Raw genomic sequence first — 13,452 nt, forward strand, 5'->3', positions numbered from 1 at the left:
CGATGACGAAACCAGGAGCAACACGATGAGGAAGATCGCTTACCGACTGCCGCTGGCCCTGGCCGGTCTGCTCGCGGGCCTGGGCCCGCTGGGCGCTGCCCAGGCCGCAGATGAATGGGACGTCGCCGTCACCCCCTATCTCTGGGCCACCGGCATGAAGGGCGACACGCAAGCCGGCAGGCTGCCGAAGACGAGCGTCGACATGAAGTTCTCGGACATCATGGACACCCTGGACTTCGGCCTGATGGGCCAGCTGGAGGCGCGCAAGAACCGCTGGGGCGTCTTTGTCGACGCCATCTACATGAAGCTGTCGGATAGCGCCGAAGCCTCGCCGGCGGTCCTCGGCGGCTCCCCGGACCTGCACGCCAAGGCGAGGATCAAGCAAAGCACGCTGGCCGCCGCGCTGACCTACCGGGCGCTCGAGGGCCCGTCACCGGTCGACCTGTTCGGCGGGCTCCGCTACACCAGGCTCGACGTCGATGTCGATCTCGACGCCAGCGTCTTCGGCGGCGCGGTCGGCGTGCAGATGAAGCGCGACGCCACCGAGGACTGGGTCGACCCCTACATCGGCGTACGTGCCCAGCACAGCCTGAACGACAAATGGACGCTGGTCGGCTATGGCGATGTCGGCGGCTTCGGTGTCGGCGCCGACTTCACCTGGCAGGCCTCGCTGGGCGCCACCTACGATCTGTCCAAAACCACCTCGGCCAGCTTCGGTTACCGCTATTTCAGCGTCGACTACGACGACGACGGCTTTCTCTACGACATGGAGAACGAAGGCCCGTACCTGGGCGTGAGCTTCCGCTTCTAAGGCTGCCCCCGGAGCGGCTTCGGTCGCTCCGGCATGTCCCGCCCACAGACCCGAGAATCACGCCTCGCCGGCCATCACCCTGACGGCGAGCGGCACCGCCGATTCCAGACGCACCTGGCGCTGCGGGAGCGGAATCTCGATGCCGTGCTCGGCAAAACTGGCTTCGATCATGAAGCGCAGGTCGCTGAGCACCAGGTTGCCGCCACGCCGCCCCGGCCCGACTTCCAGCCAGACATTCAGCGAGAACCTCAGCGCATTGTCGCCAAAATCGGCAAACAAGACCTCCGGCGCCGGCTCGGCAAGCACCAGCTTGTGCCGTCGGGCCGCCTCCAGCAGCAGGTCGGAGACCTGGCGAACCGGCGAGCCGTAGGCGACGCCGACATTCAGCACATGCCCCACCTTCCGGCTGGACAGCGTCCAGTTGGTGACGTTCTGCTCGAGGAAAGTGCTGTTGGGCACCAGGGTCTCGATGCCGTTGAGGTCGCGGATGGTGCAGGAGCGGACATTGATGTCGGTGACCTCGCCGCGGATGCCGCCCACCTCCACGATGTCGCGCGGCTTGAACGGCCGCTCGAGCAGCAGCATGACGCCGCTGATCAGATTTTTCAGCAGGGTCTGCATGCCGAAGCCGGCGCCGATGGCGATGGCTCCGCCAAGGAAGGCGAAGGCGGTCAGCGGTATCTTCACTGCATCCAGCGCCAACAGCATCAGCACGACCAGGGTGACGGCGAGAAGCCACTTGCGGGCGATGCGCGCACTGGTCTCCTCGACGCCGCGACGGATGGCCAGGCGCATGCCAAAGTGGCTGAGGACAGCCACCAGCAGATAGCCGACCACGACGATCAGGATCGCCTCGACCACCTTGGACACGGTGATGCCACGGGTGCCCAGGATCTTCTTGCCATCGACGACCACGCTGTCCTCGACCGCCACCAGCTCGAAGTTCCACAGCGCCTCGAGCCCTTCGCCGGCTCGTGCCAGCCAGTCGCCCGCCTGCTTGCGCGGCGCCTGTTCGCCACTGCGCACCTCCTCGTCGGCCACCCAGCGCAGCAGCAGGTTGCGCGTCTCGTCGACCTCGCTCAGGGTGCTCAGGTGGAGCCGCTCGCGCTCGCCGAGCACTTCGGCCAGGCCCTGGCGGAAGGCCGCTTCGCCAGGATCGGCGGCCAGCCGCTGCAGGTTCCGCTGCTTGGCGATCTGGCCGACGACAAGCTCGATCTTGTTGCGCAAGTGCTCGATGGACGGATCGATCACCCTCAGCAGGCGGCGGCTCTCCGCGAAACCCCTCCGCTGCTCGGCCTTGCCCATCCCGCCGGCGGCGAATACGGCATGACGCAGTTCCCAGAAGGTACGGCGCATGTCCAGGGTGACCAGGGCGACATTCAGTGCATCGAGGGCATCCAGCGCATTGCGCTGACGCTCGACCGCCAGCTGGTACGCCCATTCACGCTGCCGCAGCTCGCCGGGGCCGGCCGCGCTGTTGCGCGCATCGGCACGGGCCAGTTCGCCGGCCAGGCGCTCGCGCTCGTTGCTGGCGTGCTCCATGGCCCGAATGGTCTGCGAGCGGCGTTCGTCGATATCCGCCTGCAGGCGCTCGAGATCGCCGTCATCGAAGCGCAGGGCGCGCTCCACCTCGGCGATGTTGCGCTGGCGGAACTCGACCTCCTGGCGGTGGGCCGCGATACCGGCCTCGATGACCTGCCGCTGCGCCGCCAGGGCGGCCGCATAAGCACCTGCCGCGCGCTCCTCGAGAACGGCCAGGTCCCGTTTCCAGGCGGCGACCGAAGCCTCCTCGGGCGACGCCGATTCGAGCGCTTCCTGCGCCAGGCGCCGGCGCTCCCCGGCCTTGACCAGGTTGTCGCGGGTATTGTCGAGCTGGAGCGTGAGGATGCGCAGGCGCCCCTCCTCGCTGCGCAGCTTGAGCTGGCTCGCCTGCAATTCGGCGCGCAGGCCATCGGCCAGCAGAACCGAATACGGCGGCTGGCCTTCCGGCCCAGGCCAGGCTTGTCGCCTGGCGGTCGCCTCGTCGGCGGTCTTCTGCTGCTCGGCCAGGCTGCCCAGGGCATTGAGATGCTGACGATAGGCGAAGGCTGTCAGGCGCAGCAGGCGGATCCGTTGCTGCAGGTCGGCCAGCGGAACATCGGCCGGGGCGCCGGCCGCCAGGCGATCCGGACCATCCACCGCGGCCAGTTCGCGCTGAACATCCGCCAGCGACTGTCTCAACGTTGCCACAGAGGGCGCGTTGAGCGCCGGTTCGCCGTCCTTGCCGGCGGCGAGCCGGCCGCTCAAGTCCTTCAGCGGCGTCTGCGCCGTTGCCGGCCCGCTGCCGGCAGCCAGCAAGGCGACCAGCAGCGCTGCGCGCCACCACCTGCGCCAGCGCGCCGGCGCACCCTCCGCGCATGGCCCGCCCCGCGTGACGCCCTCAGCGTTCACGCAACGCCTCCTGCAGGGCTCTGGCTTGCCGGTCCCCCGGGAAGCGCTCGAGCAATTCCTCGGCATAGGCGCGCGCCCTGACCATGTCCTTCTGGTCGCGACTGATCGTCGCCAGGGCGAAAAGGACATCGCGATTGCCCGGATGCTGCGATTGCGCCTGACGCAGGATGCGCAGGGCGCCTACCCCGTCGCCACTGCCCTGCAGGGCCAGGGCATAGACATAGCTGTAGTGGGCATTGGCGCTTTCCGCTTCGGCAGCCTCGCGCAGCCACTGCAGGGCTTCACCGCGGCGTTGCTGGCGGATCAGATTGAGGCCGAGGGTATGGCGCAGGTCGGCATCGAAGGTGATCCTGTCGATGCCCTCGCGCAGCAGGTGTTCGCCCTCGCCTTCGCGCTGCTGCAGGCGGTAAAGGTCGGCCAGGTTGACGTAGGCCGGGACGAAACGAGCATCCAGCCGCAGTGCCGTCCGGTAGGCCTGCTCCGCCCGCTCGCCGTTGCCCATCGACAGGGCGAGCAGGCCCTGGCTGACATGACTCTCCGGCAGATCGGCGTTGACCTGAAGCGAAGCTTCGTACTCGGCCACACCGCGCAGCAGTTCCTCCCGCTGGGCCGCCGGCAGTCGCTCGCGCAGCAGCGGGGCAAGCACCCGGACAGCCTCGAGGCGTACCGTCCGCTCGCTGTCGCGCAGGCTGCTCCAGCCCTGCTCGAAGCGGGTGCGCGCATCCGCCACCTCGAGGAAGCGCAACGAGGCGGCGCGCACCAGCGGCTGCCGATCCGCCAGCAAGGCCTGCAGCTCGGGCGTCGGCGGCACCGCCCCCAGGCCGGCCAGGCGGCTGGCGGCGCTGCCGCGGACAATCGCCGGCTGCTGCGGATCGCTCGCCACCGCCAGCAAGCGGGCACCCCCGTCGGCCGCACCGGTGGCGGCCGCATGGAAGGCTTCGGCAAAATGCGGCCCGCGCATCCGGCTCTCGGGATACCACCGGGAAAGGGCACGGGCCGCCCATTCGTGGCCCTGCTGCGCATGGCATCCGGCACAGGCGTTCGGCGTGCCCAGCCTGACGGAGAGATCGGGACGCGGCACACGGATGCTGTGGTCGGCGCGCCAGTCATGGACCATGTACGCCCGCTGCGGCATATGGCAGCTGGTGCAACTGGCCCCCGGGCTGCCCGCCGGGTGATGGTGGTGCGCCGGGGTGTCGTAGCGTGTCGCCGGATGGCAGCTGGCGCACAGGGCATTGCCCTCGGCCCGCAGCTTCAGGCTGTGCGGCTCGTGGCAGTTGGTGCAGGCGACGCCGGCCGCATGCATCCGGCTCTGCGTGTAGGAGGCGTACTCGAAGACCTCGTCCTTGATCTGGCCGTCGGCAAAGTACAGCTGCTCCTCGAGCAGGGCCAGGCGATGGCTGTTGCCCAGCGGGCGGCCACCGCCGTCATCGGACCAGATCGGCCCGCGCCGCGAATGGCAGCGGGCACAGGCCTCGACCTGCGCTGCAGCGCTGGCCGGCGTGCTTGGCCGCGGCTTGCCGCTGACCGGGTCGAAGGCCCAGGTGGTGGTGGCCGCGGCAGCCAGCGCAACCGTCAGTCCCTTGTCGCCCGCCGGACGCCTTGCCGCCGGCAGCGCGGCCCAGTCGGCGTGCTTGCCGCCGGCACCGTGGCAGGCCTCGCAGGCGACGTTGATCTCGCTCCAGGTCGTCCGGTAACGATCGGCCGCCAAGTCGTAGTTCTTCTGCAGATTGGTGGAGTGACACTCGGCACATTGATGGTTCCAGGTCTGGCTGCGCGCCGTCCAGTGCTGCGGATGGCGGTGATCCATCGGCTCATTGGGGTAAAGATGGAACCAGCGCTGGCCGCCGACGGCCGCCGGCCGGCTGTCCCAGGCGATGCCCAGCGCCTGGACATGGCCATTGGGCAACTCGATCAGGTACTGCTGCAACGGCGTCCAGCCGAAGGTGTATTTGATCCGGAAGTCCTGCAACTTGCCATCCGGGCCATCGGTGCGCACGAAATAGCTGCCGTCCTTGCGATAGAAGCGCGAGGTCACGCCATGCGCGGTGAAGGTGGTGTCGTTGAAGTCGCCCAGGACCTTGTCGGTTGCCGCCACGGCCATCGCCAGCTCGTGATGCGAGCCGCGCCAGGCCTCGGCCTCCGCCTGATGGCAGGCGACGCAGCGGGTACTGCCGACATACCCGGAGCCAGCCACCGACCAGGGGGCCAACAGCAGGGCAAGAATGAAGACGGCGAGTTGCCTCATGTCAAGTCCGCTCCTGCGTCGTCACCACCCGGTCGCATGCCATGCCGGCAGCGACCGGGTCGCCCACGTCGCCCCCTCTAGTTGGCAGCCTTGGCGGCCTGCATGAAGGCGGCGGCATCCTTGGCCCAGGCGTCGATGGCCGGTTGCATCTGCTCGAGGGTCAGCGTGTCCTTGACGGTCTTCAGCTTGGCGCCTTCACCTTCACGCATGCCAGCGGCAACGAGCTGGCCGGTCGCGGTGTCGGTCACCTCGTATTCGAGAGCCAGAACAGCCCGTTTGGTGGTCTGGCCCATGGTCAGCACGAAGGCGACGGGCAGCAGCTGGTAAGGCTTCAGACCCTCGTCCTTGGCCGCTGCTGCGGTGACCGCCGGACGCATTCGCAGGACATTGGGCCCAGGCTTGTCGACTACGCGCACCACCGTCTGCAATTCGCGGCGAAAGGCCTCGTCGAGGGCGGCAGCGATCTGGTTCAGCGTGGCCATGCCCAGCTGTTCCGTCGGCTGCGGCGCCGGATGGAAGACCGTCTTGTCCACCATCACGGCGTCGTACTGAGCGAACGAGATCCCCGGGGCGACCCAGCGCCTGGCGCGTTCGCCCGACGGCGAACGGACCTCCTCCATACTGGCGTAGGTGGTGTCCTTGAGGAAACCGGACGGGGCGCCCAGATCTTTCTTGTCGTCGGCCAGCGCCTGATTGGCAAGGACACTGGCCGCCAGGGCCATGCCCATCAAATATGCAGGGAAACGCATCGCATTGCTCCTGAAGGCACATGAAGGGGGAGGTGTCCTGATCGTAAGCTGCCGACCGTTCGCCGACTATCGGGCTTTGGTCTTACAGCCAGGCTGAAGATCGCCTCGCGCGCCCCCTCGGGCCGATCACCCTCGACGTGGTGAAACCCCCTCATGCATCCGCCTTGAGATTCCAGGGCAGAAGGGCTGCGCCGTTGGCAGGCCTGCTTCGATCAGGACGACACCACCCCGATCCGCGGCGGCGCCTGATCCTCCCCCGGCCAGCGCGACCAGTCGGGGTCGGGCAGCGCGTTGAAGACCTGGCGCAGGCTGGCGCCCCACTCCTTGTGGATCATGTCGAAATAAGGGTTGTCCCAATCCACGCTGACGTGGCGGGCGACGCGCAGTTCGTCGCGGCGGTAGATCAGCAGGTCGAGCGGCAAGCCCACCGACAGGTTGGAGCGGATGGTCGAGTCCATCGAGATCAGCGCGCACTTGGCGGCCTCGTCGAGCGAGGTCTTGCTGGTGACGATGCGGTCGATGATCGGCTTGCCGTATTTCGACTCGCCGATCTGGAAGTACGGCGTGTCGATCGAGGCCTCGATGAAGTTGCCGGCCGAGTAGATGTTGAACAGGCGCGGCGACTCGTCGCCGATCTGCCCGGCGAGGATGAAGCTGGCGTTGAACTCCACGCCGAACTGCTTGAGCGCCTCGGCGTCCTGGCGATGCACGCCGCGGATGGTCTCGCCGACCAGGCGGGCGCACTCGAACAGGGTCGGCGCGTTCCACAGGCTGTCGCGGTCCTGCACCGCGGCGTGCTCGCGCAGCAGGCTGATCACCGCCTGGGTGATGGCGAGGTTGCCGGCGCTCATCAGCACCAGCACGCGGTCGCCGGCACGCTCGAACACGGTCATCTTGCGGAAGGTGTTGATGTGGTCCACGCCCGCGTTGGTGCGCGAGTCGGACAGGCAGACCAGCCCCTCGTCGAGGCACATGGCGACGCAGTAGGTCATGGGTTCGATCCCGTCGGTTCATTGGCCCGGCCCCGGGTCCGGGCCGGAAGACGCCGCGTACCGGTCATGCCGCGACCGGAACCAGAAAGTTCTCGCCGATGCTGTCGCCGAGGCGGTTGATGCGCACCAGGAAGCGCTCCAGCCAGGGATGCAGGCCGGCATCGAAGATGTCGTCCATGCGCCCGTAGTGCAGCGTCGCGTGCAGCTCGCCGGCCTGGCGTGCGGCCTCGGCCGAGTGGATGCTGGCGATCTCGCCGAGGATGCCGTTGATCTCGTCCAGGCAGGCGTGCAGGGAGCGCGGCATGTCGGCGTTGAGGATCAGCAGCTCGGCCACCTTGTAGGGTGTGATCACGTCGCGATACACGTGGCGGTAGGTCTCGAAGGCCGACACCGAGCGCAGCAGCGCCCCCCACTGGTAGAAGTCGGTCGAGCTGGTGAGTCCCTCGGCCTTGGGCAGCAGGCTGTGGTACTTCACGTCGAGCAGGCGCGCGGTGTTGTCGGCGCGCTCGAGGAAGGTGCCCAGGCGCACGAACTTGAAGGCCTCGTCGTGCAGCATGGTGCCGAAGGTCACCCCGCGCAGCAGGTGGGAGCGGAACTTCACCCACTCGAAGAACTCGCCGAGGTCGGTGGCGCGCAGCTTCTGCGGCGTCATCTCGCGGATCTCGAGCCAGGTCGCGTTGGTGGTCTCCCACATCTCGGCGGTCAGCGTGCCGCGCACCGCGTGCGCATTCTCGCGCGCGGCGCGCAGGCAGTTCCACACGCTCGAGGGGTTGTCGCGGTCGAGCACGACGAACTCGATCACGTCGCAGGCGGAGAGCGGCCTGCCGGTGCGGGCGAAGGCCTCCGACAGTTCGCTGATGTCGAGGATGGCGGACCAGCTCTCGGTGTCGCCGCCGTTGGCCCCGGGCAGCAGCGACATGCGGTAGGACACGTCGAGCATGCGCACGGTGTTCTCGGCGCGCTCGGTGTAGCGCGCCATCCAGTACAGGTGGTCTGCGGTTCGGCTCAGCATGGGGGTTCTCCTTGGCAATTGCGCGGCGGCAGGCGGCTCAGCCCACCACCCAGGTGTCCTTGGTGCCCCCGCCCTGCGAGGAGTTGACCACCAGCGAGCCAGCCTTGAGCGCGACGCGGGTGAGGCCGCCCGGCACCATGCGGATCTCGCGTCCGCCCGAGAGCACGAAGGGACGCAGGTCGATGTGGCGCGGCGCGATGCCGGCGTCGACGAAGGTCGGGCAGGTGGACAAGGACAAGGTCGGCTGGGCGATGTACTTCTCCGGCGCGGCGAGGATGCGCTGGCGGAACTCCTCGATCTCGGCCTTGGTGGCCGCCGGCCCCACCAGCATGCCGTAGCCGCCGGCGCCATGGACCTCCTTGACCACCAGCTCGGGCAGGTGGGCGAGCGTGTAGGCGAGGTCGTCGGGTTCGCGCAGCATCCAGGTCGGGACGTTGTTGAGGATCGGCTCCTCGCCGAGGTAGAAGCGCACCATCTCGGGCACGTAGGGGTAGATCGACTTGTCGTCCGCCACCCCCGTGCCGACCGCGTTGGCCAGCGTCACCCGGCCGGCGCGGTAGGCCGACATCAGGCCCGGCACACCGAGCATCGAGTCGGCGCGGAAGACCTCGGGGTCGAGGAAGTCGTCGTCGAGGCGGCGGTAGATCACATCCACCCGCCGCGGCCCCTGGGTGGTGCGCATGAACACGGTGTCGTCCTCGACGAAGAGGTCCTGGCCCTCGACGAGCTCGATGCCCATCTGCTGGGCGAGGAAGCTGTGCTCGAAGTAGGCGCTGTTGAAGGCGCCCGGGGTGAGCAGCACCGCGGTGGGGTCGAGTACGCCGGCCGGCGCCACCGCGCGCAGGGTCTCGAGCAGCAGGTCGGGGTAGTGCTCGACCGGCTGCACGTCGTAGCGCGAGAACAGGTCGGGGAAGAGCCGCATCATCATCTTGCGGTTCTCCAGCAGGTAGCTCACCCCCGAGGGCACGCGCAGGTTGTCCTCCAGCACGTAGTAGTCGCCCTTGCCGTCGGCACCCGCGGCACGCACCAGGTCGATGCCGGCGATCATCGCGTACAGCCCGCCGGGCACGTGCACACCCTTCATCTCGGGGCGGAACTGGGCGTTGTCCAGCACCTGGTCGGCGGGGATGCGTCCGGCGCGCAGGATCTCCTGGCCGTGGTAGATGTCGGCGAGGAAGGCGTTGAGCGCGCGCACGCGCTGGCGCAGGCCGGCCTCCAGCGTGCGCCACTCGTCGCCGGGGATGATGCGCGGCAGCAGGTCGAAGGGGATCAGGCGCTCCTTGCCGCCGTCGGCGCCATAGACGTTGAAGGTGATGCCGACGCGGTGGAAGGCCAGGTCGGCCTCCTTGCGCTTGCGCGCGATCAGCTCGCGCGGGGTGTGCCCGAGCCACTCGCTGTAGGGCTGGTAGTGCGTCCGGATCGTGCCGTCGGCGGCGTGCATCTCATCGAAAGGCTTGGCGGCGTTCATGGCGTGCTCTGCGCGGATGGTTTATCGACTCCCTCGCAGGGCCTACAGCAGAAAGCGTGCCAAGCCCATGAAACGCGCAAAGCCGCGCCGACAACGGGGTCGGGCACGTCGACGTCCGCGGGCACCGCGCTGGTGCGCACCATGGTGGCCGCCGACGCATCAATCTGGTGCGTCGGCGGCACGCGCCGGGCGCCCGCCCCGCCGTGGGGGCGGGCCCTCCTCCACCGGCATCACCGTCACCGCGACCTCGACGCCGTGCCCGCCCCCGCCGAGAATGACGCCGCGCAGCGGACACACGTCGCCGTAGTCCCGCCCCCAGGCCAGCGTGATGTGACCGCTGCCAGGCTGCAGGTCGTTGGTCGGATCGATGTCGATCCAGCCCGCGCCCGGGCACCACAGCGCCACCCAGGCGTGCGAGGCGTCGGCGCCGATCAGGCGCGGCTGGCCCGGCGGCGGCTCGGTGAGCAGGTAGCCGGAGACGTAGCGCGCAGCCAGGCCGAGCGCGCGCAGACAGGCGATCATCAGGTGGGAGAAGTCCTGGCACACCCCACGGCGCGCCGCGAAGACCTCCGCCACCGGGGTGGCGACGCTGGTCGCCGCGGGATCGAAGCGAAAATCGGCGTGGATGCGCGCCGACAGCGCGAGCAAGGCGTCGAGCACCGGCCGCCCCGGGGTGAAGCTCGCCAGCGCATAGTCGGCGTACTGCGCCGCCTCGTCGCCCAGCGCCACGAAGGGCGAAGCGAAGCGGTACTGCCCGGCGTCGCGCGCGTCGGCGCGCAGCGGCGCGTGGCCGGAGAGGCCGTCGCGCAGGTGGTCGCGCGCGGTCTCCCAGGGCGGACTCGCCGCCGGCTCGGGCCAGGCCGGCGGGTCGACGCGGATGCGGCTGCGTGCGCGCACGACGAGTTCCGTGTGCGGCGCGTGCAGCGCGAACGCGGTCACCGGGTTGCCGAAGAAGTCGCTGCGCTCGCTACGCCGGGCCGGCGCCGGCGCGATCTCCAGGTGGTGCGCGAGGGTGCGCTGGCCGGCGCATTCGCGCGGGCGCAGGTGAGCCACCTGCTGCGACAGCGCCACCGCACTGTCGTAGCGGTAGGTGGTGTCGTGGAGGATCTCGTAGAGCGCCATCGCCGCCGCCCTACAGCGACACGGTCGCCCGGCTGCGGGCGTCGAGGTGGGTGAAGTAGCGCCGCGCCAGCGCATCGGCGAGCTCGTTGCCGCCGCGCCAGATGTCGTCCAGCACCTGCCGCAGGGGCTCGCAGTGGCGCGCCTGTGCGGCCGCGCGGCTACGCGCGCCGGCCAGCTCGTGCACGAAACAGTCGCACAGCGCGAGCGCGTCGAGCGCGGCCAGGCGTTCGCGCAGCGGCGCGGCGAGCGCGGCGCCGTCGGGCAGCAGGGCGACGTGCTCGGCGAGCGAATCGAGCTGGTAGCGCAGCGCGCGCGGGTTGTCGCCGTCGAGCATGACCAGCTCGGCCACCGGCTGCGGGGCCAGGCCGCGCGCGTGGCGGCTGCGGTAGCGCAGCTCGGCGTCGGTGATCGCGAGCAGCACCTTGAGCCCGCCTTGCGAGGGCTCGAGCAGCAGCGCCGACAGCGCGGCGGCGAGAAACTGCAGGCGCTCGATGCGCCGCCCGATCGACAGGAAGCGCCAGCCGGCGTCGCGCGGCATGCTCTCGATGACGAAACCCGACAGCGTCACCAGCGACAGCAGCGACTCGTCCAGGCGCTGCAGCGCCTCGCCGAGGCGCGGGGCCTGAGCCGGCGCCGCGGCAAACTCCGACAGGCGGTTGTAGATGCGCCAGCTGTCCGGCGACAGGCGGTCGCGCACCAGGGCTGCGACGCGCAGCACCTGGCGCAGGTTGGCCACCACGCTGCCGGGCTGGGCGGGATCGAAGAGCGCCTGAGCGAGCGGCGCGGGGGGTGTCGGTGCCGCGTCGGCCTCCCCCGCCACGGTGGCGAGCAGGCCGCGCTGCCGGCACAGCGCCTGCAGGACCGCGGTCACCTTGCCATCCTCGCCCAGCCACGAGGCCTCGCCGGCCTCGCCCAGGCGCGCCAGCGTCTCGCGGCCGAGGCGGGCGGCAGCGTCGGCGCGCTCGCTGTAGCGTCCGAGCCAGAAGAAGTTCTCCGCCACCCGGCTCGACAGGCCGAGCACGCGCGCGCCCCCGGCAAAGGGCGCGAGCTGGCCGGGCACGATGCGCGGCACAGGACGCGGCCGTGCCGGCGAGCCGAGCACCCAGGCGTCCTTGCTGCCGCCGCCGTGCTGCATCGACACGATGCGCATGTCGGCCTCCGAGGCCACCCGGACGAGCCCGCCCGGCAGCACGCGAAACCCCTCCGCCCCCGCCGCCGCGAACACGCGCAGCCCGATGTTGCGCGCGACCAGCGCGCGCGCGTCGCGCGCGGGCGCCTTGTTCCCGGCGCCGCCCGCCTCGTCCGCCAGCACCGGGGCCTGCGAGAGGTTGACCATCTCCTGCGCGACGAAGTCGAAGGGCCGCAGCGCGATCCGTGCCGCCAGCGCGTCGAGCTCTGCCCCCGGCAGGTCGCCGCAGAACACCGGCCGCGCACCCAGGGTGGGGTAGGCCGGCTTGATCACCAGCTCGCGCAGGTGCTTCAGCGCGTATTCGCAGGCCGCCGGCTCGCCGCACCACCAGGTCGCCACCGAGGGCATGCGCAGCTTGCTGCCGAGCAGGTGCTCGCACAGCCGCGGCAGGTAGCCGAGCAACGCCCCGGTCTCGAGGATGCCGCTGCCGAGCGCGTTGGCCACCGTCACCATGCCGGCACGCACCGCCGCCACCAGGCCGGCGACGCCGAGCGCGGAGTCTTCGCGCAGTTCGAGCGGATCGCACCACAGGTCGTCCACCCGGCGCAGGATCACATGCACCCGGCGCAGGCCCTCGAGCGTGCGCAACCAGACCTTGTCGTCGCGCACGGTGAGGTCCTGGCCCTCGACGAGCGGGAAACCCATCTCGCGGGCGAGGAAGGCGTGCTCGAAGTAGGTCTCGTTGTAGGGCCCGGGCGTGAGCACCACGATCAGGGGATCTTCCCCGGCCGCCGCGCCGTCGGCCGGCGCGAGCTCGACGAGGCCGTCGCGGAAGCCCTCGAAGAAGGGCACCAGCGGCTCGACGCCGGCGGCGCGGTAGAGCTCGGGCAGCACGCGCGCGACCACGCTGCGGTTCTCCAGCGCGTAGCCCGCACCCGAGGGCGCCTGGGTGCGGTCGGCCACCACCCACCAGCGCCCGTCGGGCGAGCGCGCCAGGTCCACCGCGTACAGGTGCAGGAAGCGCCCGCCCGCCGGCCGCGCGCCCACGAGCGGGCGCAGAAAGCCGCTATGGCCATAGATGAGCGCGGGCGGCACCAGGCCCTGCTCGAGCAGGGTCTGCTCGCCGTAGAGGTCGGCGAGGATGCGGTCGAACAGGGTGGCGCGCTGGATCACCGCGGCCTCGATCTGCGCCCACTCCGCCGCGGGCAGCATGTAGGGCAGCAGGTCGAGCTCCCACGGGCGCGCGAAGCCGCGCGGATCGGCATACACGTTGTAGGTGATGCCGTTCTCGTGGATCTGCCGGCCGAGCGCGGCCCGCCGCGCCGACAGCTCGTCGGCGGGCATGGCGGCGAGGCCGTGGAAGAAGTCCCGCCAGTGCGGCCGCAGCACCACGACGCTGCCGATGCGTTGGCAGAGCTCGTCGTAGCGGTCGGGCCGCGCGACGTAGCGGGCGAGCAGCGCGGGCGGGCTGTGCGGCTGCACCTGCATGGC

9 protein-coding genes are annotated in these 13,452 nt (G+C 70.1%); 1 reads left to right on the forward strand and 8 read right to left on the reverse strand.

The features are described 5' to 3' along the window. The first annotated feature begins 25 nt into the window (after positions 1-25). Complete coding sequence (locus ACZ5PP_RS10980; RefSeq protein WP_464826004.1) at positions 26-811, forward strand: hypothetical protein; 786 nt, start codon at positions 26-28, stop codon at positions 809-811. 57 nt (positions 812-868) lie between these two features. On the opposite strand, the gene ACZ5PP_RS10985 is transcribed toward ACZ5PP_RS10980, so the two are convergent. From ACZ5PP_RS10985 to ACZ5PP_RS11020, 8 genes are all read right to left on the reverse strand, one after another. After that, positions 869-3,241 (reverse strand): mechanosensitive ion channel domain-containing protein, encoded by a 2,373-nt coding sequence (locus ACZ5PP_RS10985; RefSeq protein WP_464826005.1) that lies wholly within the window; start codon positions 3,239-3,241, stop codon positions 869-871. Continuing rightward, complete coding sequence (locus ACZ5PP_RS10990; RefSeq protein ID WP_464826006.1) at positions 3,231-5,489, reverse strand: tetratricopeptide repeat protein; 2,259 nt, start codon at positions 5,487-5,489, stop codon at positions 3,231-3,233. The genes ACZ5PP_RS10985 and ACZ5PP_RS10990 overlap by 11 nt, the downstream gene beginning before the upstream one ends. Before the next feature lie 77 nt (positions 5,490-5,566). Beyond that, a complete protein-coding gene (locus tag ACZ5PP_RS10995; protein ID WP_464826007.1) occupies positions 5,567-6,238 on the reverse strand; it encodes a DUF3313 domain-containing protein in 672 nt (223 codons plus the stop codon). A 212-nt stretch (positions 6,239-6,450) separates the two neighbouring features. Continuing rightward, entirely contained in the window at positions 6,451-7,230 is a 780-nt protein-coding gene (locus tag ACZ5PP_RS11000) for a proteasome-type protease (RefSeq protein WP_464826008.1), read from the reverse strand. A gap of 64 nt (positions 7,231-7,294) precedes the next feature. Next, positions 7,295-8,242: an alpha-E domain-containing protein gene (locus ACZ5PP_RS11005; protein WP_004300303.1), complete on the reverse strand. Its 948-nt coding sequence runs from the start codon at positions 8,240-8,242 to the stop codon at positions 7,295-7,297. A gap of 37 nt (positions 8,243-8,279) precedes the next feature. Next, on the reverse strand, positions 8,280-9,710 hold the full coding sequence (locus tag ACZ5PP_RS11010; RefSeq protein WP_004300305.1) for a circularly permuted type 2 ATP-grasp protein: 1,431 nt from the start codon (positions 9,708-9,710) through the stop codon (positions 8,280-8,282). A gap of 159 nt (positions 9,711-9,869) precedes the next feature. Continuing rightward, positions 9,870-10,832, reverse strand: a complete 963-nt coding sequence (locus tag ACZ5PP_RS11015) for a transglutaminase family protein (RefSeq protein ID WP_004300307.1) — start codon at positions 10,830-10,832, stop codon at positions 9,870-9,872. Positions 10,833-10,842: 10 nt separating this feature from the next. After that, entirely contained in the window at positions 10,843-13,449 is a 2,607-nt protein-coding gene (locus tag ACZ5PP_RS11020; RefSeq protein WP_464826009.1) for a circularly permuted type 2 ATP-grasp protein, read from the reverse strand. Positions 13,450-13,452 lie beyond the last annotated feature (3 nt).

This window comes from Thauera sp. DNT-1 (assembly GCF_055393985.1).